Origin of the sequence: Synechococcus sp. 63AY4M2 (genome assembly GCF_002760475.1) — a bacterium.
GTDB lineage: Bacteria > Cyanobacteriota > Cyanobacteriia > Thermostichales > Thermostichaceae > Thermostichus.
Genome location: NZ_AXUX01000001.1, coordinates 2699097 through 2725047, shown reverse-complemented (window position 1 = coordinate 2725047; position 25951 = coordinate 2699097). Strand labels below are relative to the sequence as shown.

Genomic DNA, 25951 nt, shown 5'->3' with positions numbered 1-25951 from the left:
GAAAGCATGGGACGGCAACAACGGGTAGCCATCCTAGGGGCCACAGGAGCCGTAGGAGTGGAGCTGCTGAAGCTGCTGGAAGAGCGCCGCTTTCCGGTGGCAGAGCTGAAGCTGTTGGCCTCGCCCCGCTCGGCGGGCACCTACTTGACCTTCAAGGGAGAACGGATCCCGGTGGAGCCGGTTGCAGAAGCGTCCTTTCGGGGTCTGGACCTGGTCTTGGCCTCTGCCGGGGCAAGTGTTTCCAAAACTTGGGCCAAGACCATCGTCGAGGCAGGGGCAGTGCTAATTGACAACTCCAGCGCCTTCCGCCTGGATCCCGATGTCCCGCTGGTGGTGCCGGAGGTCAACCCCCAGGAAGCCTTCCGTCACCAAGGGATCATTGCCAATCCCAACTGCACCACCATCCTAATGTGCGTGGCCATCTACCCCCTGCATCGCCACATCCCCCTGCGCCGCGTGGTGGCCGCCACCTATCAATCGGCCAGTGGGGCCGGGGCCCGCGCGATGGTGGAGCTAGAGGAGCAAACCCGCGCCTACCTGCAAGGCCAGCCCTTTCAGCCCCAGGTGTTCCCCTACCCCATCGCCTTCAACCTCTTCCTCCACAACAGCCCCCTGCAGGAGAACGGCTACTGCCAGGAAGAGATGAAGATGGTCAACGAATCCCGCAAGATTATGGGATCCCCCAACCTGCGGCTGACAGCTACCTGTGTGCGGGTGCCGGTGTTGCGCACCCATGCCGAGGCCCTCAACCTGGAGTTTGAACAGCCCTTCCCTGTGGAAAAAGCCCGGCAAATCCTGGCCCAGGCCCCTGGGGTGGTACTCATTGAAGATTGGCAGCAGAACCGCTTTCCCATGCCCATCGACGTGGCCGGCAGGGATGAAGTGGCGGTGGGCCGCATCCGCCAGGACATCTCTGAGCCCAAGGCCCTGGAGCTGTGGCTATGCGGGGATCAGATCCGCAAAGGTGCGGCCCTCAACGCCATTCAAATTGCCGAGCTGCTTTTGAAGGACTAATTCACCACAACCGTCCAGGTTACCGGTCCTGCTGTGGCAGGGGCGGCCTGAGCGTTGGTCAATGTTACTGGGGAGTTGGGGTAGGTGTAGGTGCCGGGTGAGGTCAGAGGTCCCGTTTGGACAGGGATGGTCACTGTGCAGGTTGCGCCGACAGCCACTTGTCCTCCGGTGAATTGAATGGTGTTCCCACCCACCGACGCTGTGAGGGTAGCTCCAGCACCACAGGAAGCAGGTAAGGGAGGAGGTGCACCAGGCCCTACGGTTAAAGGCGGCACTACCGGCAAGGTGTGGTTAAAGGCCAAGCCCGTCAATGGAATGGCTGCGTTGTTCCTGATGGTAAACGTCAGAGTTCCATTCCCGGTAACGGGAGCTGGGCCAATTGGGCCAAGCGGGTTGGGAGCAAAGGCCATGGTAAAGGTGGGAGCTGGCACCGTTACCGTTAAGTTGATAGCCGCAGCGGTGGCATTAGGCGCTTGGTTGCTGCTCAGGGTTACCGCGGGGCTGGTCAGGGATCCCGCTGTCGTGGCTGTAACCTGAAGATCCAGGCTGATGGTGCAGCTAGCGTTGGCTGCCAATGAGCCGTTGACCAGCAAGATGGAATTTGCTCCTGGTGCAGCTGCCAGCGTCCCGCCACAGCCGTTGTTGAGGTTGTTGGGAGTGGCAACGATCAAGCCGGCAGGCAGGGGATCGGAAAAGGCTAGACCCGTCAGCGGCAGAGCGGCTGTGTTGGTGATCGTGTAGGTCAGAGTTGTTTTGGCAGTAGGGCCGGCAGCTACCGAGGTGGGGCTAAATGCCTTGCTAAAAGTCGGGGCACCCGGTGTGGGCGTAGGTGTCGGGGTTGGGGTGGGTGTTGGAGTTGGGGTCGGTGTAGGTGTCGGTGTAGGCACTATCGTCCCACCGCTTCCGCCTCCACCGCAGCCGGTCAGTCCTAGACAGGCCGCCCCTAGACTCAAAGCCAAAAGGTTTGTAACTGCTTTTTTCTGCATCGCTTTTTCACTCCTCATCATCAGACTTGACTTTAGTTTTCTTTAGTTTTTGTCGACCCGCCTTACTAAAGTATAGCCATAGCCTGGTCAAATTGCTGCTTAGGATGCTTCTGCGCCCACGCAATCTACCACTGTTGGGAATAAACCTTGCCTCAGATGGCAAGCTCCAACTGGGGAATAGAGCCTTCAGACTTGCTCTTGTGTACCTTGCTTGTAAGCACAAAATCTGGCAACAGAAGCTAATTTTTAGAACCTCGCGTATGCCGCTTGGGCCAGCAATGTTCACACAGTGTTCGTAGACGGGATCCCGATCACCGAGGTCGGTCAAAGTACCCGCATCTCAGAGGTCGAAGCGTTGGCAGCCATTCAGGCTCAAACGGAAGATCTACTGCGCTGTCGAGAGCCTTTCAAAGCAACCCTAACTCCGGTGGTGGGCTAGCCATAGCAGGGGATCTGCCATTCCGGTTGGCCACAAACCGCACACAATGTCGCAAAAGGAGGAGAATTGAAAAGCATTCGGCCTTTGTGGAGATTGGCTTGTGCATCCAATTGGGATGGGATCCCTGGCCAGCTTGATCGCCGGCTTGGCGACGGGGCTGGGGGCTTTGCCGGCCCTTTTTCTTCCCTCGCTCTCCGAAAGGGTACAAGGGATCCTGCTGGGGTTTGGGGGTGGGGTGATGTTGGCCGCCACCTCGTTTTCACTGGTGGTGCCGGGCACCGAGGCGGCGCTGGCGCTGGGATATTCCCAGTTCGGGGCGGCCGTGGTGATGGTGGCGGGCCTGTTGTTGGGGGCGATCTTTCTGGAGAGTGCCCACCAGCTTTTTCCCCACGAGCACTTTTTCAAAGGGGCTGAAGGGGAGAACCGCGCCCACCTAAAGCGGATCTGGCTCTTCATCATTGCCATTGCCCTGCACAACTTCCCGGAAGGCCTGGCGGTGGGGGTGGGTTTCGCTACCGGCCAAGTCAGCGATGGGTTGGCGCTGGCCCTGGGGATCGGCCTGCAGAACATGCCGGAAGGGCTGGTGGTGGCCTTGTCGCTGGCCAGCCAGGGGTATTCGCGGCTGTTTGCTTTTGCCATTGCCCTGCTGACCGGGCTGGTAGAGCCCATCGGCGGCATCGTGGGAGCGACGGTGGTCACTTTGGCTCAGCCGCTGCTGCCCTGGGGCATGGCCTTTGCCGCTGGTGCGATGTTGTTTGTGATCTCGGATGAGATCATCCCCGAGTCGCACCGGCAGGGGTTGGAGCGGGAGGGCACCTTTGGCGTTCTCAGTGGGTTTGTGGTGATGCTGCTGCTGGATATTGCCCTGGGTTAAAAAGGGATCCCGTCCTGAGGTGAGGTTTTATGCTGAGCAACGAGCCTTTTCTGTGGCGGGGAAGAGGGGATCATGCTTGCCTGCTGCTGCACGGGTTGGGGGGTGGCGTCTACGAGTTGCAGTGGCTGGCGGAGCGGCTGTTGGCAGCCGGCCTGACGGTGCAGGGGTTTAACTATCCCGGCCACGACCGCCCGGCACCCCGCATGCCCCCTTCCCGCTGGACGGAGTGGTACGGGCGGGTTTTGGAACATTACCTGGCGCTGCAGCAGGAGTACCCGCGCCTTTCGCTGGTGGGGTTTTCCACCGGCTGCCTGTTGGCGCTGCACCTGGCCTTTGCCCACCCTGTCCACAAATTGGTCCTGCTGGCGCCGTTTTTTGCCATTCGCCACCGCTGGTACTATCTCTTTCGCCCGGAGCAGTACCTCAACAGCCTGGGCTGGCTCTTGGAAGAGGTTCCCCGCTTTCGCCTGCCGATTCGGGATGGCGATGTCCGCGCGTTGGCAGAAAGAGTGGCCTATTTGCGCAGCTTCAATCTAACGGCGGTGCGCAGCGCCCTTGAGCTCATCGAGCGGGTCAGGGGGGAAGTAGCCAGCATCCAAGTTCCCACCCTCATCCTGCAGCCGCGCCAAGATACAGTGGTGGATCCCGACCAGGCGGCGTGGCTCTACCGGGAGCTGGGATCCGCCGAGAAGACCCTGCATTGGCTGGAGCGCTCCGACCACGTTCTCACCTTGGACTGCGAGCGGGAGACGGTGTTTGCCCAGGTCTGCGCCTTTCTCACCCCGGATCCCGCTCCAGCCGCATCAGCGTAACCCGCTGCCAGGCGCCGCCCTCGTCGTAGTCGCGCACCAGGCGCAGCAGGTGGCGGCCCTCCGGCCCTTCCGGAAACCAGCTCAGGCTGAGGGAAAAGCGGCGATCCCGATGAAGGGTGGGGATGGGCAAGGGATCCGGCCCGCCCATCCACAGCCCCCCCGGCAAGGGATCCCAAGGGCTGGCCCACTCTGAGAGATCTACATGAGTTTCGCTGAGCAAGCTATCGGCAGCAGAAAAGCTCTGGGCGATCCCCCGCCATCGCCCTTGCAAGGCCTCTCCCAGTTGCGCTTGGGTCAGCGCAGGAAAGTCGGCCCCAAGATCCAGCACCTGGCCGCGCCGCTCCAAGATGACCGTCACCCGCACCAGGCGGCCCTGGGGATCCCACTGCTGCACCACCCGCGCCTTGCGCTCTCCCCAAAGAAAGCCCTGCTCGACGGCAAAATCGCCAAACGGTGCCAGCTGCAGCCGCCCGTTGGAAAAGGAGCCATCGGGGAAAAAGCGCAAGCCGGGCGAGAAATCTTGATAGACCCAGCTCTGGCGGCTTGTTGGGGTAGGGGATCCCTCTAGGGGGTAGTAGGCATTGGTTTGGCGGATTGCGTCCCGATCCAAAGCCTCAAAGGTGATGAGGCTGCGCTTTTGGCCCACCAGCTCCCAGCCGTGGGCGGTGGGTCGATACTCGGAAAAGAGCCCGTGCCATTCTCCCAGGTGCAGGGCCAGGCATTCTCTCTGGGTTGTCATGAAGCACTGTGAAGTAACATTAGGGAGACGCAACGCGGAAGACAGAGCCGATGGGGAGGAAGTTCCGAGGTGGCATTTTACTGGTTTTGGGGTTTATGCTCTCGCCCTTTTCCTGGTGGAACGATTTGTTCTTCAACCTACCCATTGCCTATGGATTTGGCTACCTCTGCAGCTTGTGGCAGCCCCAGTGGCTTTTGGGAGGAACCCTTGCCGGGTACTGGCTTTCCAACTTGATTGGCCTTCTCCTGATGCAGTTTGGCGCTACTGATGTGGTTGAGCAAGGGGATAAACCCCGCAACCTAAAGCGCGATCTCGTTATTAGTTTGGCTTCTTCTACTGCCTACACTTTGGCGATCCTCGGGCTGGTGCAGCTTCACCTTGTCGATATCGGCGCCCTCTTCCCCACTTCTTAAGCTCATGCCCCTCCCTCTTTTCTGGACAACGCTGGCGGAAGGGATCCTCGCCTTTATTGCCACCCACATTGACGACTTTTTTGTGCTGGTTGTGTTGTTTGCCCAGGTGCAGATCCAACCTACTTGGAAGGGCTGGCAGGTTTAGCTGGGGGGCTACTTGGGCTTGGCAGGATTGATCTTGATCAGCCTTTTGGGGTACTTGGGGGGCCTGGTGCTGCCGCCATCTGCCATTGGCCTGCTGGGACTGATCCCGCTGGCGGTGGGCGGCTGGAAATTGTGGCGATCTGAAGCGGAAGAAGCCCTGTCGAAAGAGCTGGAAAAACTGCAAGATCGACCACCCGCAAAGACTGGGCTGCTCTTTTTGCCCTCGCCAGCTCTGCTGTCCATGCTCCTCACCTTTGCCAATGGCGGGGATAACATCAGCTTGTACGTTCCTTTGTTTGCCGGCAGCACCCCTCTCCAGTTGGCTCTCTTTTCTATAATTTTCTTTTTGATGAAAGGGCTGTGGTTTGCCATGGCTCAAAGGCTGACGGTGCAACCGGAAGTGGCCAAGATCTTGGCTGAACAGGGAGAGCGCTGGGTACCCTGGATTTTGATGAGATTAGGGGTGTGGATCCTGTTCAAAAACGAAACTTGGCGATGGCTGCTCGGGATCCCGTAGCGGGCGGAGTCCCTTCGAGTTTCAGTCGTTGTGCCGCTCTGAAGCCGGATCCTAGTTCAGATCTTCGTGGCGGTGTTCCCGTTCCCGCCAATCAAATAGCGGCGTTCTTCCGCGCTTGTGGGGGACTGATTGAGTTGTGCAATTAGTTGTGCAATTAAGCGACGTAAAGTAGCCGTGCCCTAACCATAAACTGACGCAAAATAATCAACGAGAATCCATCAAGGACTGGTGAGGACAGTTCAAGATCAGAACCATCCAATCATCAAAAAATGGGGTAGGCCAAATTAACTTATCAAAGGATCGTCAAAAGATCCCAGAATGCGCACTTCTGGCTCTAGGAATATCGACCATCGTTGATAAACCTTTTCTTGGGCCAAGCAAATCAGACGGTAGATGTCGTTGGCGCTGGCCTGACCACAATTGAGGATGAAGTTTGCATGGCGCTCGGAGATCTGGGCCCCGCCAATCCGGTAGCCCTTCAGACCGACCTGCTCAATTAGCCAGCCGGCAGGATGGGTTTCGGGGTTGCGAAAGACGCTGCCACAACTGGGCAGATGATAGGGCTGAGAGCTCAGGCGCTGGTTGAGGTGGCGCTGGGTTTGTCGCTGCACCTGAGCCGGATCCCGGCCTGGGAGTAACTGCAGCGTTGCCCCCGTCACCGTCCAAGGAGAGTCCTGTAGCCGCGAGCGGCGGTAGCCAAATTGCAGATCGACCGGTTCTAAGCGGCAGGGCTCCTGCTCTTCATCCAAAATCTGCACTTCCACCAACACGTCCGACATGGCGCGCCCGTGGGCGCCGGCATTCATCACCACCGCTCCCCCCAGCGTGCCCGGGATCCCGATGGCCCACTCCAAGCCACTCCAGCCCCGCTTGGCGGCTGCCCGCGCCAGGTTAACCAAAGGTTCTCCGGCAGCGGCCCAGATCCTCCCCCCCTCCAACAGTTGCATCCCGCGCAAACGCCGGGTGTGGATCACCAGCCCCGGCAGGCCGGCATCGCTGATGAGCAGGTTGCTGCCCGCCCCCAACAGTGTAACCGGGATCCCTTGCGCCCGCGCCCAGGCCAAACATTGCTGCAGCTCCAGATTGTTGTGCGGCTCGCAATACCACTCCGCTTTGCCGCCCACGCGAAAGGTGGTCAGAGGGGCCAAGGGGATCCCCGCTTGAATCCGTCCAGAGAGTCGGGCAACGCTTGAGGCATTGGGCACGCAGGGAGCTGTAGTCATGATGCCAATACCTCAGAAGCCCCCATCTCCCTGATCCCATCCTCCGCTTGCCCCGGCAATTTCCCTTCAAAGTTTGCCAGAGGCTGCTCCCCCAGCCGAGCCGCATAGGCCCGCATCGTAGCGGCTATCTGTTGATTGAGATCGCCTGCGCCCAAAAAAATTGCCAGATCTCCAGGTTGCAAGATAGACGGCAACACCTGCGGCAATTGCGGCAAAGAAGACACATAACGTACATGGGGATGGTGCTCCGCCACCGACACGGCCAGCCGCAAGCTGTCGGAGCCCTCAGGCGCTGCTTCTCCCGCCCCATAAGTGGGCACGATCACCACCACCTGCGCATCCGCAAAGCAGCAAGCAAAGTCCTGGAACAACTTGGCCAAGCGGCTGTGGCGATGGGGCTGGAACACCGCCACCACCCGCCGCTGCTGCAGCCGTGCCGCCCGCAGCGTAGCCCGAATCTCGCTGGGATGATGGGCATAGTCGTCGATAAAGGTGACCCCACCCACCTCGCCCCTGTGCTCAAAGCGGCGCCGCACTCCCGGAAACTGGGCCAGAGCAGAGGCAATCACGGGGAACTCCAAGCCCAGCTGCCGCCCCACGGCAACCGCGGCCAGAGCATTGCTGAGGTTGTGGGATCCCAGCACCTGCAGGCGGAGCTGGCCGAGGAGGGATCCCCTTTCCCAGATCTCGGCAGAGGTGCAATCGGCAGTGTAGAGGATCTGACGGGCCTGGTACTGGGCTTGGGGATGGCCGGCCAGGCTGTAGCCGATGTCCACCTTGAGGTGGGTGGCCACGTTGGGGCAGTCCAGACAGGCCACCAGGGTTTGGCTCTGCTGCCCATACTGCTGAAAGGCCCGGATCACCTGCTCCAGATTGGCGTAGTGATCCGGGTGGTCTAGCTCAATGTTGGTGATCACGCCAATTTGGGGATAGAGCCGCACCAGGGATCCATCCGACTCGTCCACCTCGGCTACCAGGTATTCCCCCTGGCCTAGACGGGCATTGCCATCCCAGGCGTCCATCTCCCCGCCGATGATCAAGGTGGGATCCCAGCCCGCCGCCAGTAACATGTAGCCAATCATGCTGCTAGTAGTGGTCTTGCCGTGGGTGCCCGCCACCCCAATGCTGGGACGATGGTTAAACAGGGCAGCCAGCAAATCGGCTCGATGCCAAACCTTTAGTCCCTTGTCCAGCGCCGCCGCTAATTCCGGGTTGGTGGGGCGAATGGCGCTGGAGTAGACCACCTGGGGATCCCCGGCCAAACCCTCCAGAGTGTGCCCCTGAATAAAGCGCACCCCCAAGGCTTCCAGGCGACGGGTGCGGCCATTGGCGGCAATATCCGACCCTGAAACCCGAAACCCCTGCTTGGCCAAAATGTAAGCCAGAGCCGACATCCCCACCCCGCCGATCCCGACAAAATGATAAGCCGGAAGTAGCGGGTTCAACGGATCCAAATTTTTCGCAGGCGGAGATGGAGAACGAGCTGGCGCCGGCGCAACGGCATCTTTCCCCCCAACTGTTTCCACCATCGCAACTCCACCTCACTCCTCGCACCACACCTAGAAATCGGCACCTGCAGAAAGGCCCCGGACACGGCAGATCATATCAGGAATCCCTTGGGTTAGGTAGCCGACGAAGGTCGACAACCGAAGACAAGCCGGAGAAAAACGAATACCCGAAAAATAAACACATGAGAAAAACCTGGACATCCTTGCCCCATAAACTTTACATTTATTAAAGAATGGCAACTGTAACGACCGACCTCAACCGCAAAACTCAACGAGTAGGGAACGATGAATCAGCGGCTACTCTGGTCTATTGCGGGAGCTGGATTGCTGGCCGGAACTGGGCTGGCCTGGCTGGGCCTGAGCCAGCAGGCGGCCACCCAATCCGTATCAGAGAATGCAACGGAGGAGACGCGGCTACCTCCCCGCGTTGGCGCCCTGGGTCGCCTGGAGCCGGAAGGAGAGGTGGTGCGGGTGGCCGGCCCTCCGGGAGAGCGACTGGGAGAGCTGCTAGTGGCCGAAGGGGAGCGGGTGAGGGCGGGGCAAGTGTTGGCACGTCTGGAAAGCTATCGAGAGCGCCTGGCCGAGCGGGAGTATGCTGCTGCCCAACTCCAAGAAGCCCGCGCCCGGCTGGAGGCCGAGACCCGCTTTGGCCAAGCTCAAGTGGAAGAGGCGCGCACCCGCCTCAGCCGCCTAGACGAACCGCAACAGATGCAGATCCGATCCCAGGAAGCGGTGGTGGAGCGCCTTCGGGCGGAGCTGGCCGATGCCGAGGCCAACCTGGCTCGCTTCCAGGCCCTGTGGCAGGAGGGGGCTATCTCCCAGCAGGAGCTAGACCAGAAAGCTCTGCTGGTGCGGCAACGGCAGGAGGACTTGCGGGCTGCCGAGGCCACTCTGGATCAACTGCGCCTGGCCCGCGAGCGGGATCTGCGCAATGCCCAGGCCCAAGTGCAAGCTGCTGAAGCGGCGTTGAGACGGGCGCAAGCGCAAGTGCAACTGGGATCCCTGGCCCGCAACCTGGAGCTGGCGGAGGCCCGTCTGGAGCGCACCCTCATCCGCGCCCCCCGGGCCGGCCAGGTGCTCAAGATCCGCACGCGGCCTGGGGAAGTTATCGCTGCCGACACAGGGATCCTCGAGCTGGGCAACACCGACCAGATGATGGTGGTGGCGGAGGTCTACGAAACCGACATCCTGCGGGTGCGGCCCGGACAACGGGCCACCATCAGCAACCGCGCGCTGCCAGAAACGCTGCAGGGCCGGGTGGAGCGGGTGGGCCTGCAGATCGGCAAAAAAGACGTGCTCAACACCGACCCCGCCGCCGATGTGGATGCCCGCGTGGTGGAGGTGTACATCCGCCTGGATCCGGAAAGCAGCGCCCGCGTGGCCGGCCTGACCAACCTGCAGGTGGATGTGGCCATCGAGGTCGAGGGGTAGGAGGGGGGAATGTCCGGCCTGTTCAGCGTAGCGTTTATCGGGCGGCGCATCCCCTTGGCCTGGCTGCAGTTGACGCGGGAGAAGATCCGCCTGCTGGTGGCCCTGGCGGGCATTGCCTTTGCCTGCATTCTCATGTTCATGCAGTTGGGCTTCCAAGACAGTCTGCTGGAAAGCGCCATCCGCTTCCACGTCGCCCTCAAAGGGGAGATCTTCCTGGTCAGCCCCCAGTCCAACGCCCTCATTGCCATGAACACCTTTTCCCAGCGGCGGCTCTACCAGGCGTTGGGCTTTGAGGGGGTACGGGCCATCTCGCCCGTCTATGTGGGCTTTGCCCTCTGGAAAAACCCCCAGACCCGCCGCACCCGCAGCATCTTTGTGGTGGGGGTGGATCCCTCTGCCGACCTGCTGGAGTTGCCGGAGCTGACCCCCGACAAGTTGGAGGAGATCAAGAAAGCAGACGTGGTGCTCTTCGACCGCCGCTCCCGCAGCGAGTTTGGCCCCATCCCGGAGTGGTTTGAGGCCGGTCGAGAAGTTTTTACTGAAGTAGGCAACCGCCGCGTCCAGGTGGGGGGCCTGTTCAAGATGGGGGCCACCTTTGGCGCCGATGGCACCATCCTCACCAGCGACCTCAACTTCCTGCGCATCTTTCCTCAGCGGGAGCGCGGCCTGGTGGATATCGGCGTAGTGCAGCTGCAGCCGGGAGTGGATCCCCAGCCGTTGGTGCAGCAGATGCGGGCCTTGCTGCCGGAAGATGTGCGGGTGCTGTCGCGGGCAGAGTTTATCGATATGGAGCAAAGCTACTGGGAGGAGGGCACGGCCATCGGCTTTATTTTCGGCCTGGGGGTGGCCATGGGCTTCATCGTCGGCATTGTGATTGTCTATCAGATCCTCTACACCGATGTATCCGATCACCTGGCGGAATATGCCACCCTCAAGGCCATGGGCTACACGGATACTTACCTGTTGGGGGTGGTGTTTCAAGAAGCTATTTTGCTGGCCGGCTTGGGGTATATTCCAGCTTTTGCCCTGGCAGTTTTGCTCTACGATTTGACGGCCAATGCTACGTTGCTGCCGATCGCCATGACCTTCAACCGGGCGGTGTTGGTGCTGCTGCTGGCAGTGAGCATGTGCTTTATCTCGGGGGCCATTGCCGTGCGGCGGCTGCGGGCAGCCGATCCCGCCGACATTTTCTAAGTTTTGGCAAGAATGGAGGAGGCAGATGGATTGTTGAATAGCTTGATCAACTGCCCAAAGACTTCTGGGATCCCTTCAATAGGCTTCTGGATGGTTCAATCGCGGCGGTTCCGATGATGGCCCAAGCGGTTACTGAATTGAATTGTCAACCCAAGTTGTTTGAGATTTTGAGCTCCCTATGCTGCCTTCCCTTCTCGATCAAGCTGCCCTCGCTTCCACCCAACATGCCGTTGAGCCGGTGGTCAAAGCCGAAGGGGTGAACCACTACTTTGGCGAGGGATCCCTGCGCAAGCAAGTGCTTTTTGACATCAACTTCGTTTTGCAGCCGGGGGAGATCGTGTTGTTGACCGGCCCCTCTGGCTCCGGCAAGACCACGCTGCTCACGCTCCTGGGAGCTTTGCGCTCGGTGCAAGAGGGCAGCCTGCGGGTGTTGGGGCAGGAGCTGCGGGGCGCTAAGCCCAACACCCTCATCCAGATCCGCCGCCAGGTGGGGTACATCTTCCAGGCCCACAACCTGCTGCGCTCCCTGACGGCGGCCCAAAATGTGCGCATGGCCCTGGAGCTGCACAACGGCCTTTCTCCTCAACAGGTGCAGCAGCAGGCAGAAGCGATGCTGGCGGCGGTGGGTTTGGGGGATCGCGTCCACTACTACCCGGAGCAGCTTTCGGGAGGGCAGAAGCAGCGGGTAGCCATCGCGCGGGCCCTGGTCAGCCACCCCAAGTTGGTGCTGGCCGACGAGCCGACCGCAGCCCTGGACAGCAAGTCGGGCCGCGAGGTGGTGACCCTGATGGAGAAGTTGGCGCGAGAGCAGGGCTGCACCATCCTCATGGTGACCCACGACAACCGCATCCTCGACATTGCCGACCGGGTGTTGCACATGGAGGATGGCCGCCTGGAGAGCCAGGTTGTTGCCTAGTTTGCCGGGGCGTGGCGGCGGTACCACTCGATGGTGCGCTGCAGCCCCTCCCGCAGGCTCACCTTGGCCACAAAACCTATCCTCTCGCGGGCTTTGGAGACGTCCAAGCAGCGGCGCGGCTGGCCGTTGGGCCTGTCGGTTTGCCAGCGGATCTCGCCCCGAAACTCCATCAGCTCGCAGATGAGGGCGATGAGATCCCGAATGGAGATCTCCTCGCCGGTGCCCAAATTGAGTGGCTCAGGGCTGTTGTAGAGCTGGGTGGCCAGGAGAATTCCCCGAGCCGCATCTTCGGCGTAGAAAAACTCGCGGGTGGGGCTGCCATCTCCCCACACCTCGACGTAGTTCTGGCCCCGCTGCTGGGCTTCATGCACCTTGCGGATCAAGGCCGGGATCACGTGGGAGCTTTCCGGATCGAAGTTGTCCATGGGGCCGTAGAGGTTTACCGGCAGGAGGTAGATGCCGTTGAAGCCGTACTGCTGCCGGTAGGCCTGCAGTTGCACCAGCAGGGCTTTCTTGGCGATGCCGTAGGGGGCGTTGGTCTCCTCCGGGTAGCCGTTCCAGAGATCTTCTTCCTTGAAGGGGACGGGGGTGAACTTGGGATAGGCGCAGATGGTGCCCACGCAGACAAACTTCTCCACCCCCGCCAGGTAGGCGGCGTGGATGAGCTGGGATCCCATGATCAGGTTGTCGTAGAAGAGCTCCGCCGGCTTGGCCTGGTTGAGGCCGATGCCGCCCACATGGGCCGCCAAATGGATGACGACATCTTGTCCCTGCACCACCTCTTGGCAGACCTCCCAGCGGCGCAGGTCGTGGGTGCGGGAGCGTGGGATCCGCACCTGCTCCGGCTTGACCCCCAGGAGTTGCAACTGCTGCAGGACGTGTTTGCCCAAAAAGCCGCTCCCTCCGGTAAGCAAGATGCGCTTTTGGCTGAGATCGATGGCACTGGACAAGCTGTTGGGCGTCATGGCTGGCGCGGAAAATCCCCGGCTTTCATTATGGGGTAAGGCGGCAGCTTCTAACTGCCCAAGCCTGAAGACAGCTCTGCCTGTAGCCGCTCCTGGGCCACCTGCAGGGCTTGGGCCAGTTTCTCTGGCTGTTTGCCGCCGGCCTGGGCCAGGTTGGGCCGCCCACCGCCACCGCCGCCTGTCAGCTTGGCGATCTCGCCGATAAAGGAGCCCGCTTTGAGACCAAGTTTCTGCACCGCCGGGCTAAAAGCCGCAACCAGGCTGACCTTGCCAGCTTCCGGCACCGATCCCAGCACCACTGCCCCTTCTCCCAGTTTGTGGAGCAGATGTTCGGCAGCAGTTTTCAGCGCCTCGGGGGGAGTGGATCCCAGTTCCGCCGCCAAGATCTGCAGATTGCCAACAGCTACAGCCTGGGGCAGGAGCCGCTCTGCCTGCAGCAAGGCCAATTGGCTGCGCGCCTCCTCGAGCGCCCTCTGGGCGGCCTTCAGCTCCGCCTGCAAAGCCGCCACCCGCTCCGGGATCTCCTGGGGCTTGGCCTTGAATTGGGCGCTCAGCTCCCGCACGACGCTATCCCGCTCGTTTAGGTATTCCAGCACCGCCGGCCCAGCTACCGCCTCGATGCGGCGGATCCCGGCCGCTACGCCACTCTCGGAGATGATCTTGAACAGGCCGATCTCGGCAGTGTTGCTGACGTGGGTGCCGCCACAGAGCTCCATTGACACCCCCGGAAAGTCAACCACCCGTACCTCGGCGCCGTATTTTTCCCCGAACATGGCTATTGCCCCCCTGACCTTGGCCTCTGCCAGGGGCATGATGGAGACTTGCGCAGGATGGGCCTCGGCAATCCAGGTGTTGACCAGATCCTCAACCTGCTGCAGCTCTTCGGGGGTGAGGGGACGCGAGAGGGTAAAGTCGAAACGCAGCCGGTCAAAAGCCACTAGAGATCCCGCCTGGCTAATAGAGGGATCGACAACCTTTTTCAGGGCTGCCTGCAGCAGGTGGGTGGCTGTGTGGTGGGCCTGGGCGCGCCGCCGGCAGGCCAGGTCAATCTGGGCCTGCACCGGATCCCCCACCCGCAGGATCCCCCGTTCTACCCAGCCAAAGTGGACAAACAGATCCCCCCGCTTCTGCACATCCTCCACCCGCACCAACACTCCGTCGCCGGCCAGGTAGCCGCGATCCCCGATTTGGCCCCCGGACTCCGCATAAAAAGGCGTGCGATCCAAAACCACCTGCACCGACTGCCCGGCCTCTACCTGGGGCACCGACTTCCCTTCCACCAGCAGGGCCTCCACCACGCCGCGGGCAGAAGACTGGCTGTAGCCCAAAAACTCCGTCTCGATTAAAAACTCGGCCAGCTCGTCCAGGGATCCCTGGGCCGTGACGTCGAGGGTTTGGTGGGCGGCGCGGGCCCGCTGCCGCTGTTTTTCCATCTCTTGCTCGAAGCCCTGCAGATCCACGCTAAAGCCGCGCTCCTGGGCAATTTCCTGGGTCAGCTCCAACGGGAAGCCGTAGGTGTCGAAGAGCTTGAAGGCGTCGGCACCCGAGATCTGCTTGGGCGCGCCACTGGCCGTGACGTTGGCAAACAGATCAAACAGCAGCCGTTCCCCCCGCTCCAGGGTCTTGAGAAACTGCTCCTCTTCCCGCTGCAGCTCGGCCTTGATCACCGCCTCCCGCTCCCGCACCTCCGGATAGGCGGCCTCCGCCAACTGGATGGCCGTCTCCACCACCGGCAGGGTAAAGGGCTCGCCGATCCCCAAGAGGCGCCCGTGGCGCACCATCCGCCGGATCAGCCGCCGCAGCACATAGCCCCGGTCCACGTTGGAGGGGATCACCCCATCGGCAATGAGATGCATCACCGCCCGCGCGTGATCCCCAATTACCTTGAGGGAGACTTTCTGCTCGGGGCTGGCCTGGAAGTAGTCCACCCGGGCAATCTCGGCCGCCTTCTGCACAATAGGGAAGATCAAATCGGTCTCATAGTTGTTGGGGACTCCCTGCAGCACCTGAGCCAGCCGCTCCAGTCCCAGGCCGGTGTCGATGTTTTGCCTGGCCAAGGGAGTGAGGCGGCCCTCGCTGTCCCGGTTCAGCTCCATGAACACCAGGTTGTAGATCTCCAAAAAGCGAGAGTCGTCCCCTAGGTCGATCTGCTCATCCCCCAGCTCCGGCTTGAAGTCGTAGTAGATCTCCGAGCAAGGGCCACAGGGGCCGGTGGGGCCGGCAGCCCAGAAGTTGTCCTCCTCCCCCATGCGCCGGATGCGGTGGGGTGGGATCCCGATCGCATCGCGCCAGAGGGCAAAGGCCTCCTCATCTTCTCGAAAGACGCTCACCACCAGGCGCTCCGGCGGCAGGCCAAACACCTCTGTCACCAGCTCCCAGGCCCAGGTGATGGCTTCTTTTTTGAAGTAGTCGCCAAAGCTGAAGTTGCCCAGCATCTCAAAAAACGTGTGGTGGCGGGCCGTCCGTCCCACGTTCTCGATGTCGTTGGTGCGCACGCATTTCTGGGCAGTCGTGACCCGTGGGTACTGTGGATCCTGATGGCCGAGGAAAATCGGCTTGAAGGGCAGCATGCCGGCGATGGTCAGCAGCACCGTCGGATCCTCCGGCACCAAGGAGGCGCTGGGCAATACCTGATGGCCCCGCTGGGCGTAGAAATCCAGAAAAGCCTGCCGGATGGCGGCACCGGAGAAGGATGGAGACATGGCCAAGGCAAAGGGTAACTGTATTGATCAATTCTAGGTTTTTTGGCTCTGGGGCAGTTGAACTCCCGCTCTCGGATGGGGCCAGTGTCGCTCCCCAAAGCGACACAATCTAAGCGATTTCTCTGATTGAGCCCAAGTGGGCAAACGCTAGGATCAGCCTGTTCGAGGCGGATGCGCAAGATTTTTCTCTCCTTGGTCTAGGCTAGATGTATCTCTGGCAACTTGCTTGCCCGCCCATCGGCCCCGTCTCGGTTACCTAGACGTCAGCCGGTAGCGCCTGAATGATATGCCCAACTGCTACTGCCTCAATCCGGACTGTCTGCGGCCGGAAAATCCCCCGGCTGCCTCCACCTGTGCCTTCTGCGGGCAGCCGCTGCTGCTGCGCAATCGCTATCGCGCCTTCAAGCGTCTGGGGCAGGGGGGATTTGGCGCCACCTTCTTGGCCCGCGATGAGGACATGCCCTCCAAGCCCTGGCGGGTGATCAAGCAGTTGCGCCCGGCTGAAAATTCGCCCCAACTGGCCAGGCTGGCGGAGGAACTGTTTAACCGCGAGGCCGAGGTGTTGGAGCGCCTGGGGGAGCACTCGCAAATCCCCAAGCTCTACGCCCACTTCCAAGAAGGCGGCAAATTCTACTTGGTGCAGGAGTTTATTGAGGGGATCACGCTTGCCCAGGAGATGCGGCGCAACGGGCCTTTTTCCGAAGAACAGGCTCGGCAGGTGATGCAGGAGGTGCTGCTCATCCTCAGCTATGTCCACAGCCACAACACCGTCCACCGCGACATCAAGCCGGCCAACCTGATTCGCCGCAAAGAAGATGGCCGCCTGGTGCTAATCGACTTTGGGGCGGTGAAGCAGCTTGGGCCAGGCCACACGTTGTCGGAGGAGGGAACGGCCATTCGCTCCCTGGGCTTTTCTCCGCCGGAGCAGATGGCCGGCCAGGCGGTAGGCCCCGCCAGCGATCTCTACGCGCTGGCCGCCACCTGCCTCAACTTGATGACCCTGGAGTCGCCGGCCAAGTTTTACGACCACAACACGGGCCAATGGGATTGGTCGGATCGCCTGCAGCTCAGCCCCGAGTTCGACGCCATTTTGCGCCGCATGCTGCACCCGGTTATCAGCCAGCGCTTTGCCACGGCTACCGAGGCGTTGCGGGCTCTGCAAGGGATCCCGGTGCAGGAGGGCCCGCCTTCCTCGCCGGTCATCTTGCCCCCTTCTCCCTTGACTGCCGGCTCCAGCCCGTTGCTGATCTCCGACCATTGGACCAGACGCCGTTCAACCTCTCCCCCCCCTGCCCGAACAGATGGGTTCTCGCCTACGCCGCTCCCTCGGCCCGGCGCGGGAGACATGCTGCCCCTGGGATCGGTTCCCACCGGCTGGGGGAGCACCACCGGTTTTACCCAACTGGGCCAAGCCAGCCGCATCACCGGCGGCGGGCAGATCAAGCCAGCCACCCCGCCGCGCATCCCGTCTTTGGCGGGGGCGGATCTGCGGGGCAAGTCTTTTGCCAACCAGAACTTAGCCGGTTACGACTTGCGCTGCGCCGACCTGCGGGGGGCCGATTTTTCGGGGGCCAACCTGCAGGGAGCCGATCTGCGCGGGATCCGCTTCAACACACCGCAACCCCGCTGGCTGCGCTTTTTGAGCCGGCTCCTCGGCTCGGCCAAAACCTTGGGCGAGATCCTAGCAGGCCTGGGAGGGCTCTTGGGAGCCGGGAGCCTGGCGTTTTTGCTCGTCCATCTCGCCACGCGCAATGTGGTTTATGCCTTGGGGGCGGCTGGGATGGCTTTGGTGGTAGCCGGGTCGGTGCTCTGGTCTGCAGGCGGCAGAACTTCCCTGCCACGCCAAGCCGAAGAAAAGGGCAAGCGCTTCACCAGCTTTTACAAAGCGGATCTGCGAGGGGCACAGATGGATAGGAAGCTGCGGGAGTTCGCCCGCCGCCAGGGTGCCATCTTGAGCTAGAGCAGATCCGTTCCCGCCTTAGGCTATGGGAGGAAGGCCTCTGCGGAGGGCCTGGCTCACCTGCTCCGCCAGAGGTCGGCAGGCCACGGCTTTCCCTTGCCGCCGATCCCCTGCCTGGTCGTAAAAGACGATGCCTTCGGCGCGGGAAAGGCCCAGGGCCAAAAACAGCAGCTCCAAAACCCCAAAGGAGGTGGCCTCTAAGTCCGGCGCTTGCTGCCGAAGTTCCGCCAGCGTGGCTTGGGCATCTTCCAGGTGGCCAAAGGCCGGGATCCACAGATGGCCGGGGGGCTCGGGTTCTGGGGGGGAGTCCGCCCCGGCGGAGCTTTCCACCACCCGCACCGTCAGCCAGCCACCATCGGGGTAGCGCAAGGTGGTGTACTGCAGGTGATCCAGGTGTTGGGCCACCTGGGTGAGCACCTCCGCCACCTGCTGCATCGCCGCTGTCGGGATCCCGTTCTGCGGGGCCTCCTCTACCAGCGTTGCTGCCTGGGCCGCCAGACTAGATACCATGATTGACAACCATCCTCATCTAAGTTCAGAATAGGTATTCGCAGCTCCTGGGGCTGTAGTTCAATTGGTTAGAGCACCGCCCTGTCACGGCGGAAGTTGCGGGTTCGAGCCCCGTCAGCCCCGTACCTGTTAGGAACACTGTAGCCTACATCGGCAAGCGGGTCAGCCCTGCTATTATAGGTACCTTGCTCCGTTAGGGTAGGGAGATGTGTGCCTTGCGGTATCTGCGCCCGGATTTGCTTCACCTCAAGCCCTATGATGCCGTGCCGCCCCAAGCTGCCGACAAGTTGGATGCAAACGAGTTTCCCTGGGATTGGCCGGTGGGCTTCAAGCAGAAACTCTCCCTCCTCTGGGAAAAAGGGATCCCCAGCAACCGCTACCCCGATGCTCATCACCAGGGCCTCAAGCAGGCCATCGCCGCCTATGCCGGGGCAGATCCGGCCCAGATTAGCCTGGGCAACGGTTCCGACGAGCTAATCCGCTCCCTGCTCATCGCCACCTGTGTGGGCGAGCGGGGCAGCGTTTTGGTTGCAGAGCCCACCTTTTCCATGTACGCCATCCTAGCCCAGAGCCTGGGGATCCCGGTGGTGCGGGTGCCCCGCCATCCCGAGACGTTTGCTCTGGATCTGGGGCGGTGTCAACAGGCCGTAGCGGAGCAGCGGGTGCGGGTGGTGTGCTTGGTAGATCCCAATTCGCCCACCGGCAATGGCCTGAGCACCGCTGAGTGGGAGTGGGTTGAAGGGTTGCCCGCCGAGATTTTGGTGATCCTCGATGAGGCCTATTTTGAGTTCAGCCAGCACACGGCCCTGCCCAAGCTGGCGGAGCACCCCAACTGGGTTATCTTGCGCACCTTCTCCAAAGCCTTTCGCCTGGCAGCTCACCGGGTGGGCTATGCCATCGGCCATCCGCAGCTTATCCAGGTGCTGGACTCCATCCGCCTGCCCTACAATCTCTCGGCCATCTCCCAGTGGGCCGTTCAGATCGCCCTGGAACATGCCGAGGAGTTTTTGGCCGACCTACCCCTCATCCGTCAGGAACGAGATGCCCTCTACCAAGCCCTGCAGGAACTGCCGGGGGTGCGGGTGTGGCCCAGCCAGGCCAATTTTCTCTACTTCCGGGTGGCAGGATGGGATCCCCAGGATCTGCAGCGGGCCTGGCAAGAGCTGGGAACTTGTGTGCGCTGTACCGGCGGCGGGCTGCGCCTAACGGTGGGCACCCCTGAAGAAAACCAACGCGCCCTGGAGCGGCTGCGGCAGATCTTGCGGTAGTTGGCTCTACTTCCAACTCCTTCTCAACCTGGGCCGAGCAATCGCTGAATCAGGCTATGAACTTGCTGGAGCTGCCTCTCGTTGAGCCGCTTCAGTTCCTCGCGGATTGCCACTTGCAGTCTCTGAGCTTCAGTTTGCTCCCGCTGCAGCAGCCAACTTTGAACAGGGCTGGGGTGCTCCACGAAGTCATGTGGCCAGGGATCCCATTCCTCCAGCTCGGGCTCTGCCTGGGGCAGTTGCTCACGCCAGCGCTCTTGAGCGCGGCTAAACTCCTCCGCCAAAAGATCGGTCGGTCGTCCCTCCGCCTGCAGAGAATCTCTGTACTTCTTGTGAACCAAAAGCCAGCGCTGCCGAATCTGAGAGCGTTGCCATCTTGGGATTCTACCGATTCTGTTTTCAGCAAAGCGCTCATAAAACCTGAGCGCATCTCGGTAGCAGCCCAGTCGCTCGTAGGCTAGGCCCACCTCCAGCGGCTGCAGCCACCAAGCGTGCTCCCCGCGCACACTGCTTACCACTTCCTGCAGAAAATCCCGCAGTCCAGGGAGCTTCCACCTCAGCTCATCCCAGTTGGTTTCCATGTCTCGAGCCATGCTGGCCACCAACTCGTAGTCATGTCCGCGCTGCCACGCCTGTGGGTGGGCCTGAACCACTTCCCAAAGCCTGCACCACTCGCGGCGCCGGATCAGGATTCGCAGCAGCAGCGGCCACTCTTTCAAGCGCTCCAGGCTGAGAATGACGTCGTTGATGTACTCCTCCCACTCGCCCGCGAGGGGACGTCCCGCCTCCTGCCATTTGCTCACCACTGCTGCGTCCTGCCGGTCTTTGGATAGCCACCTCACCTGGCCAGGCGGCTTCTCCAATTGGATCTTGGCTCGGTAGTAGCGGGAATGCTCCGTTTGGCCACCTTGATCCCAAATGGCAACTGCCTCCTCAAGTTTTTGTTGCTGGAAATAACAAATGCCGAGAATCTTGTGATATTGCCCTGCGAACGGCTGCCGCTGGCCAAGAAAGGCCAAACGCTCCCTCAAAGCCTCAAGAGTCTCTTGCCAAAAAAGTTCACGATCCTCCGGCTTAGGACAAAAAGTCCCTAGGTTATCGAAAACTTCCTCCAGCTCCGCCAAAAACTTCTCCACACAAACCTTCCAAGTCAGATCCGAATGCTTCGGGCTGACCTCAACGCTCAACCAATCTCGCACTCGAACTATCTGTCGAAAGCGCTCCATGGACTTGGCAGAGCTGCTTTGGGTTACCACCATCAAATCCACCAGAGGACCGTAGTTAGGGATCTCGGAGCACCTGGCAAAGTGAGTAGAACGATGCTGCTGCAACTCTGACCAAGCTTTTGCCTTCCAAAAGCACTCCCAGGCTTCTCGGATGAGATTTCTATTGGGTAGGGCGGATCTTTCCAAGCTTAAAAACTGACGGCCTGCAGAAACGTAATCCCTCTGCAGCTTGAGGATCCAAGCTTGGCATTCCTGTTCTAATTTCTGGTTGCCTGCCTGCCGAGCAAAGGCGCGCGCATCTTCCAAGAGCTCAGGATTTCCCTCCTCTACCCCTTGCCTAAGAAACCCAAGAGCCAAGTCCAGCACATCCTGTAAGTTTTTATCCGTCCAGTATTGGATGCCAGTGCCTTGAGCGAAGCCGGCCAGTACAGGCGGATGCGTTTGCCATTGGGATCGATCGGGCTGCAAATGAGAGTGATTGAGCCAAAAGTCAATCTCCAAGGCAGGATCCCAGAATTCCCGCCAGCCGGCTGCAGTATCCACAACAGCTAAGGCTTCGATGGGGCGGGTAATACCAACGTATAGCTGGTTGAGAAAATAATGTAGTTGCAGGGATACCTTCTCTGCAGCTTCTTGAGCGTAGTGGTTAAGCCTTCGGCTAAAGTTTTGTCGATAGCAGTCGCCAAACTTGTAGAGAATGATCTTTTTGAACTCCATGCCCTTGACAGCGGTAACAGTCTGCAGCAGCGCCGGCTTGAGATTTTGCTCCAGCTCTTCGGCAAAAACCCTCTGGAGGTCGGGATCTTGGCGCACGTAGTCCAGCTCCTCTCCTATAGAACAAGGCAGGATGCAAACTGTACCCGTGCTGTTCCTGAGCATACTCCTCAGCTCATGTTGAGTTAAGTTCTTGTCTTGGCCATCCAGTACAAACTTTTGAGCTGGCCTCCCCGGTTCCTGAAAACGCCAAGGCTGCTGTGGGCAAATCCCCCGATCATTGCTAAGAACTCGCCGCCACAAGTTGATAAGGTTGCTAAAACGAGTAATCTGAGGGCTACAGCGGTAATTATTTTTTAACTCCCGGGGACTTGGAATCTCGAGAGAATGGCCGGGCAACAAGTAAGCATGGATATGCTCGTAGAGATACCTCCTCAGGGCACCCCAACGAAATCCTGTAGGATTGATAGTTTGCAGAGGATCCCCAGCAAAAGCATAAGGTAAACGCTCGATAGCCCAATCCAACTTATATTTTCCCCAGGGGGACAAGCAGAAAACAATATTCAGTTCAAGCTGGGTAAAGTCTTGAACCTCATCACAGAAAATGACTGGGTGAATTGATCTAAGAAAACCATTCTGTAACACATCCCTAGCCAAATCTTGATCGTCCCAGTAGCTTCCGTAGGTAGTTCGTTCTTGATAACCCGGCCAAACTTGCTCGTATATTCGATCAAAGACTTCTACATTTACAGTGCGGTCGGCTTGAGGCAATTCCCGATAGCAATCTGGATCCAAGTAGTCGCTTACTCCATAGCCCTTGATCAGAGTACGAATCGTATGCCAAGCTAATTCTACATCACTGCGGCCGCGGTACCAGCTCCGGAATCGATAAAAATTGACATATCGCTCAGGTTGATAGCGTTCTTGTCTCTCTGGTGGAAGGCAGCTTAACAGGTAGTCCTGGAAGGTGCTAAAGAAAGCTTGACATCGCTCAATTTCCCCTTCTGAGAAGTCACTGCCTCTCTCTCGGTAACGATGGTTGACCCGCAAAATTGTACTTACCTTGCTGCGGGCTTGCTGTACTAGACTCGGGCTATAGGTTAAAAAGAGAGGACGGTACTGAAAGCTTCCTTTGCTTGAATCCTTCAGGTAATGGCTGCAGTAATCAGCAAAACGGTAATACAACATCAGAGATTTGCCGCTCCCAGCTCGCCCGTTGATTAGTAGAGGCATAGAGGTGCTTTGGAGAATTTCTTCTTCCTCCATCGACAAAGCTAAGTTCCCCTCTGTAGTCTCCTGGATTTCCAGCCAGACGTTTTCATCTGCAACCATGGAGTCGGGGTAGGCGCGGCGGGCATATCGCTTCCAAATCTCTAAAGATTGTGGGTGTTGGAGAATATCCGGCTGATCGGCCCCCCTCCCAAATAGGCAAGTTCGGCGCCCCAGGTCAAACCGCTCTCTCTGCTCCGGAGCGTGGTCGTAAACTCCAATTAAAAATGGAGATAAGACTTTTTCCTGCTCACATACCTGCACCAGGCTGATAGCCAGATGTATCGAGCCTTCCCGCCAGCACCTAACCTCAGTTTCTGGATAAAACAGTGGTAGTTTCCAGTAGAGATTCCCTTTCTCATCGCCAATGATGAATTGCTCTACCGCCCGATACACTTGGCGCCGCTGTTCTAGAGAAAGGGCTTGCACTTGCCGAACCCATTCCCCGCTTTCCAACACAAGCCGCTCCTGGCGGTTGGGAGTATTTAAAAACTGTGTCCAATCGTACAGTTCGTTGGGCAGAGGGAGGAGCTGGTTTTGCCGCGCTTCTTCTTGTTCATTTTCCGCTTGCCTTTGTGCCAGCCATGCCTGTAGCTGATCGTCAGACACCCAGTTCCTCACCCGCTCTTGATAGCTGGGATCCTGCCGCCGCTCCAGGAACTCTCGGTACTCGTGGCTGCCTCTCCCCCAAAGGCCAAACAAGACCAAAACCGGCACCTCTCCCAGATAGCGCAGATCAGCCACCAAGCGAACGTTGCGCCGGAGGTTGCGTTTCCAGTAGGGGTAGCGAACGTCGAACAACCGGCTTAAAAGGGTGCGATCCCCCTGCTCCAGCCGTTCTATCAGCTCCTCAAGGTTGTATGGCGCTCCTGCCTCCAAAACTTCTTCTGGGCAATACACGTACATGGGATCCCACTGCTCAAGCTGTCCTGGTTTGAAGGCCATCTTAGAGGCGGCCTGCCTTGTCTGTCAGGTCTCTCTCAAAACTTGCTACCAAACTGAGAGACTAACCAAACAACTTCAATTGAAGCTAGAGTTAGACTTTTAAGCTTTGATAAACTGTGCTGAACTGTTAGAGAATCCAGGCTGTTACCGCGCGGCCCTAACGCCGATGCCTCTGTCAAGCTGTCTGGCGGCAGCATTCTCAGCAGAAGCCGATCGAACCGGCAGAGAAAAGGTTGCGACAGGGATCCCGCTGGCTCTAGATGAGGTTGTCCAAAGTGAACTTTGGAGAAAGGTGATGGGATCCTCCCCTAGCTGGATCGGTTTGCCCTCCCTGCTGGCAACAGCGGTCTTGGATCATTGAAGCAGAACGGGGTTTGGATCCCATCTCGTCTCAATACAGCTTTTTCCGACGTGGGGGGAGTTCTGTAGAACGGTGGGATCCGGTTGTTACCCCTGTTGACCCGTTTTTCAAGAATTGTCCACCCTACTACCCAAGGAGCGGCTATGCAATTGGTTTACTTCACCCCCATCCTCGATGTGCGCGTGCAGCAAAGCACCCTTGACTTCCCGAGGCAGCAGAGCTCTGGAGAGCACCCTCGCACTTTCTTCCCCACGCCATTACAGGTTTGGGAGAGCGGCGAAGCCTACATCGTCCAGTTGTGGGCGCCGGGGGCCAATCGGGAACGCTTCCACATCGAGGCCACAGCCCAGCAGCTCTCCATCAGCGGTGAGATCCAGCTTCAAGGCCCTGAAGGTGCTGAATTACGCTACCAAGAGGTGGAGCCTCAGCCTTTTCAACGCACCCTCAAGCTAGCCAAAAGCATTCAGCCGGAAAAAGTCTCGGCCATCTACCGGGATGGCATTCTCACCCTCACCCTGCCCAAGGCCGATGCCGTGCGGGCGGTCAAAGTTCAGATAGGAACCTCAACTTCCGCAGCTGAGCCGGAAACTTTAACGGTGGAAAGCCAGCCTGCCTAGTCTCCCTTCTCCCCAAGCGAGAGGGGGCAGGGGGGAGGGAGTTCGGCTAGCTATCCCACTGCACGCGCACCTCGTCCCCTACTTTGAAATCCAAGGTGCGGCTGGCGTTGCCCCGGTTTTGCGCGATCTCCACCCAGCCGGAGCTGCCCACCAGGGCAAGCAGCTCGCCCTCGCTTCCCTCGGCAAAGGTGGCGGCGGAGCGGATGGTGATCCCCTTGATCCAGGCCCTCCAGTTGCGGCCCTCTACCCAGTTGCCAGGGAGAGTGGTGATGCCGTTGCCGAAGCGGTCGATGGACTGGATCACGCCGCGGCCGCCGTCGGGTTCTGCCTGAGGTGGCGGCCAGTCCCAGCGAACCAGCTCGGCCACATCCAAGGGATCCCCCAACTCTGCCAAGGGGATCCCGTTGGCCAGGTGGGCGGCCACGGGGGCAAAAATATCCCGCCCGTGAAAGGTACGGCTGGGGGAGGGGGTGCGCCAATAGCAGGGTCGGTTGAGTTCCACAGCAGCTAGAGGTGGGGATTGCTCCAGAACGCCGCTGAAGAGGCCATTGTCAGGGCCGACCAAATAGCCTCCTTGGGTTTGGATGGCCACCGCCCTTCGGCTGCTCCCCACCCCTGGATCTACCACCGCTAGGTGAATGGTTTCAGAAGGTAAATGGGGATAGGCCGTCATCAAGGCAAAACGGGCCGCTGCCACGTCCTGAGGCGGGATTTCGTGGCTAAGGTCGATAAACTGAACCTGGGGCGCGATCCCCCAAATCACCCCCTTCAGAATGCCCACGTAGGGATCCTGAAGACCAAAATCAGTGAGTAGGCTAATGACCTTCATTGGCGAGCTAAGCAGCGCTTGCCAGCCCTCTGGGAACTTTTAGCTGATACATTTACGCTGAACACTGCTGAGCATTACTGCTCAGCGGTGAAGCGATAGCATTCTGTCCGTTTCCGTTGTCACTACGCGATGCTGACGCGACCGCGTTAGTGGGACGGAGTCCAAACAGAAAGGCGGTATCCCGCAAAGCCCTGAGCATAACGCCCAGAGCGCCTTGCCAATCTCGTGGTAGCCTATGGTTGCACTTTGGGCATCTAAACACCTTTGCGCCACCCAACTTGGTGTGGATGTGCCCGCACTTGGTACAGGTTTTGCTGGTGTACGCTTCCGATACTTCCACGACAACCACGTTTTTCTTCTTGGCTTGAAACTTCAGGA

The 25951-nt window shown here is 59.8% G+C and carries 22 protein-coding genes and 1 tRNA gene; 13 read left to right on the top strand and 10 right to left on the bottom strand.

Annotated features, from left to right (window positions below; genetic code table 11):
- The first annotated feature begins 6 nt into the window (after positions 1-6).
- A complete protein-coding gene (locus SYN63AY4M2_RS12105) occupies positions 7-1014 on the top strand; it encodes an aspartate-semialdehyde dehydrogenase (protein WP_099887412.1) in 1008 nt (335 codons plus the stop codon).
- Here SYN63AY4M2_RS12105 and SYN63AY4M2_RS13970 read toward each other — a convergent pair.
- The gene (locus SYN63AY4M2_RS13970) at positions 1011-1901 is read right to left on the bottom strand and encodes a hypothetical protein (RefSeq protein WP_206337016.1); all 891 of its coding nucleotides are present in this window, start codon (positions 1899-1901) and stop codon (positions 1011-1013) included. The genes SYN63AY4M2_RS12105 and SYN63AY4M2_RS13970 overlap by 4 nt on opposite strands.
- A 638-nt stretch (positions 1902-2539) precedes the next feature.
- Between SYN63AY4M2_RS13970 and SYN63AY4M2_RS12090 the strand changes: the two genes are divergently transcribed.
- Entirely contained in the window at positions 2540-3313 is a 774-nt protein-coding gene (locus SYN63AY4M2_RS12090; RefSeq protein WP_099883800.1) for a ZIP family metal transporter, read from the top strand.
- A gap of 29 nt (positions 3314-3342) precedes the next feature.
- Complete coding sequence (locus SYN63AY4M2_RS12085) at positions 3343-4125, top strand: alpha/beta fold hydrolase (RefSeq protein WP_099834843.1); 783 nt, start codon at positions 3343-3345, stop codon at positions 4123-4125.
- Here SYN63AY4M2_RS12085 and SYN63AY4M2_RS12080 read toward each other — a convergent pair.
- Entirely contained in the window at positions 4091-4864 is a 774-nt protein-coding gene (locus tag SYN63AY4M2_RS12080) for a DUF3598 family protein (RefSeq protein ID WP_099887409.1), read from the bottom strand. The genes SYN63AY4M2_RS12085 and SYN63AY4M2_RS12080 overlap by 35 nt on opposite strands.
- A gap of 95 nt (positions 4865-4959) precedes the next feature.
- Between SYN63AY4M2_RS12080 and SYN63AY4M2_RS12075 the strand changes: the two genes are divergently transcribed.
- From SYN63AY4M2_RS12075 to SYN63AY4M2_RS12070, 3 genes are read left to right on the top strand one after another with little or no spacing between them, the layout of a single operon-like run.
- Positions 4960-5277: a hypothetical protein gene (locus SYN63AY4M2_RS12075; RefSeq protein ID WP_011430696.1), complete on the top strand. Its 318-nt coding sequence runs from the start codon at positions 4960-4962 to the stop codon at positions 5275-5277.
- A gap of 4 nt (positions 5278-5281) precedes the next feature.
- Positions 5282-5422: a hypothetical protein gene (locus SYN63AY4M2_RS13860; protein WP_011430697.1), complete on the top strand. Its 141-nt coding sequence runs from the start codon at positions 5282-5284 to the stop codon at positions 5420-5422.
- Between the two features lie 12 nt (positions 5423-5434).
- Positions 5435-5938, top strand: coding sequence for a cadmium resistance transporter (locus SYN63AY4M2_RS12070; protein ID WP_049749765.1), 504 nt, complete (start codon positions 5435-5437; stop codon positions 5936-5938).
- Positions 5939-6222: 284 nt separating this feature from the next.
- Here the strand turns inward: SYN63AY4M2_RS12070 and murB are convergent, their stop codons facing one another.
- Together murB and murC are read right to left on the bottom strand one after the other, a co-directional pair.
- Positions 6223-7161, bottom strand: coding sequence for a UDP-N-acetylmuramate dehydrogenase (gene murB / locus SYN63AY4M2_RS12065; RefSeq protein WP_011430698.1), 939 nt, complete (start codon positions 7159-7161; stop codon positions 6223-6225).
- Positions 7158-8690 (bottom strand): UDP-N-acetylmuramate--L-alanine ligase, encoded by a 1533-nt coding sequence (gene murC / locus SYN63AY4M2_RS12060; RefSeq protein ID WP_099813067.1) that lies wholly within the window; start codon positions 8688-8690, stop codon positions 7158-7160. The genes murB and murC overlap by 4 nt, the downstream gene beginning before the upstream one ends.
- Before the next feature lie 264 nt (positions 8691-8954).
- Here murC and SYN63AY4M2_RS12055 point away from each other — a divergent pair, with 264 nt between their 5' ends.
- The 3 genes from SYN63AY4M2_RS12055 to SYN63AY4M2_RS12045 all read left to right on the top strand — a co-directional run bounded on the left by SYN63AY4M2_RS12055 (position 8955) and on the right by SYN63AY4M2_RS12045 (position 12210).
- Positions 8955-10100, top strand: a complete 1146-nt coding sequence (locus SYN63AY4M2_RS12055; RefSeq protein WP_099887408.1) for an ABC exporter membrane fusion protein — start codon at positions 8955-8957, stop codon at positions 10098-10100.
- Positions 10101-10109: 9 nt separating this feature from the next.
- Positions 10110-11294 (top strand): ABC transporter permease DevC, encoded by a 1185-nt coding sequence (gene devC / locus SYN63AY4M2_RS12050; protein ID WP_011430701.1) that lies wholly within the window; start codon positions 10110-10112, stop codon positions 11292-11294.
- A gap of 178 nt (positions 11295-11472) precedes the next feature.
- The gene (locus SYN63AY4M2_RS12045; protein ID WP_011430702.1) at positions 11473-12210 is read left to right on the top strand and encodes a DevA family ABC transporter ATP-binding protein; all 738 of its coding nucleotides are present in this window, start codon (positions 11473-11475) and stop codon (positions 12208-12210) included.
- On the opposite strand, the gene SYN63AY4M2_RS12040 is transcribed toward SYN63AY4M2_RS12045, so the two are convergent.
- Together SYN63AY4M2_RS12040 and alaS are read right to left on the bottom strand one after the other, a co-directional pair.
- Positions 12207-13175, bottom strand: a complete 969-nt coding sequence (locus SYN63AY4M2_RS12040; protein ID WP_041438425.1) for a GDP-L-fucose synthase — start codon at positions 13173-13175, stop codon at positions 12207-12209. The two genes, SYN63AY4M2_RS12045 and SYN63AY4M2_RS12040, sit on opposite strands and share 4 nt — an antisense overlap.
- A 50-nt stretch (positions 13176-13225) precedes the next feature.
- Positions 13226-15877 carry an alanine--tRNA ligase gene (gene alaS / locus SYN63AY4M2_RS12035; RefSeq protein ID WP_099887407.1) on the bottom strand — a complete coding sequence of 884 codons (2652 nt, stop codon included), beginning with the start codon at positions 15875-15877 and terminating at the stop codon, positions 13226-13228.
- A 286-nt stretch (positions 15878-16163) separates the two neighbouring features.
- On the opposite strand from alaS, the gene SYN63AY4M2_RS12030 reads away from it, so the two are divergent.
- A complete protein-coding gene (locus SYN63AY4M2_RS12030; protein ID WP_011430705.1) occupies positions 16164-17837 on the top strand; it encodes a protein kinase in 1674 nt (557 codons plus the stop codon).
- An 18-nt stretch (positions 17838-17855) separates the two neighbouring features.
- Here SYN63AY4M2_RS12030 and SYN63AY4M2_RS12025 read toward each other — a convergent pair whose 3' ends face one another.
- A complete protein-coding gene (locus tag SYN63AY4M2_RS12025) occupies positions 17856-18347 on the bottom strand; it encodes a hypothetical protein (RefSeq protein ID WP_011430706.1) in 492 nt (163 codons plus the stop codon).
- Between the two features lie 49 nt (positions 18348-18396).
- Between SYN63AY4M2_RS12025 and SYN63AY4M2_RS12020 the strand changes: the two genes are divergently transcribed.
- Both SYN63AY4M2_RS12020 and SYN63AY4M2_RS12015 read left to right on the top strand, forming a co-directional pair.
- A tRNA-Asp gene (locus SYN63AY4M2_RS12020) sits at positions 18397-18470 on the top strand.
- Between the two features lie 83 nt (positions 18471-18553).
- On the top strand, positions 18554-19615 hold the full coding sequence (locus SYN63AY4M2_RS12015) for a histidinol-phosphate transaminase (RefSeq protein WP_011430707.1): 1062 nt from the start codon (positions 18554-18556) through the stop codon (positions 19613-19615).
- Positions 19616-19638: 23 nt separating this feature from the next.
- Here SYN63AY4M2_RS12015 and SYN63AY4M2_RS12010 read toward each other — a convergent pair whose 3' ends face one another.
- Entirely contained in the window at positions 19639-23430 is a 3792-nt protein-coding gene (locus SYN63AY4M2_RS12010) for a hypothetical protein (RefSeq protein ID WP_240530543.1), read from the bottom strand.
- Positions 23431-24270: 840 nt separating this feature from the next.
- Between SYN63AY4M2_RS12010 and SYN63AY4M2_RS12005 the strand changes: the two genes are divergently transcribed.
- Entirely contained in the window at positions 24271-24744 is a 474-nt protein-coding gene (locus SYN63AY4M2_RS12005; RefSeq protein ID WP_011430710.1) for an Hsp20/alpha crystallin family protein, read from the top strand.
- 46 nt (positions 24745-24790) lie between these two features.
- Here the strand turns inward: SYN63AY4M2_RS12005 and SYN63AY4M2_RS12000 are convergent, their stop codons facing one another.
- Positions 24791-25573, bottom strand: a complete 783-nt coding sequence (locus tag SYN63AY4M2_RS12000; RefSeq protein WP_099883794.1) for an SAM-dependent chlorinase/fluorinase — start codon at positions 25571-25573, stop codon at positions 24791-24793.
- A gap of 52 nt (positions 25574-25625) precedes the next feature.
- On the bottom strand, positions 25626-25951 hold a 326-nt coding region (locus SYN63AY4M2_RS11995; protein ID WP_143597448.1), incomplete at its 5' end, for a zinc ribbon domain-containing protein.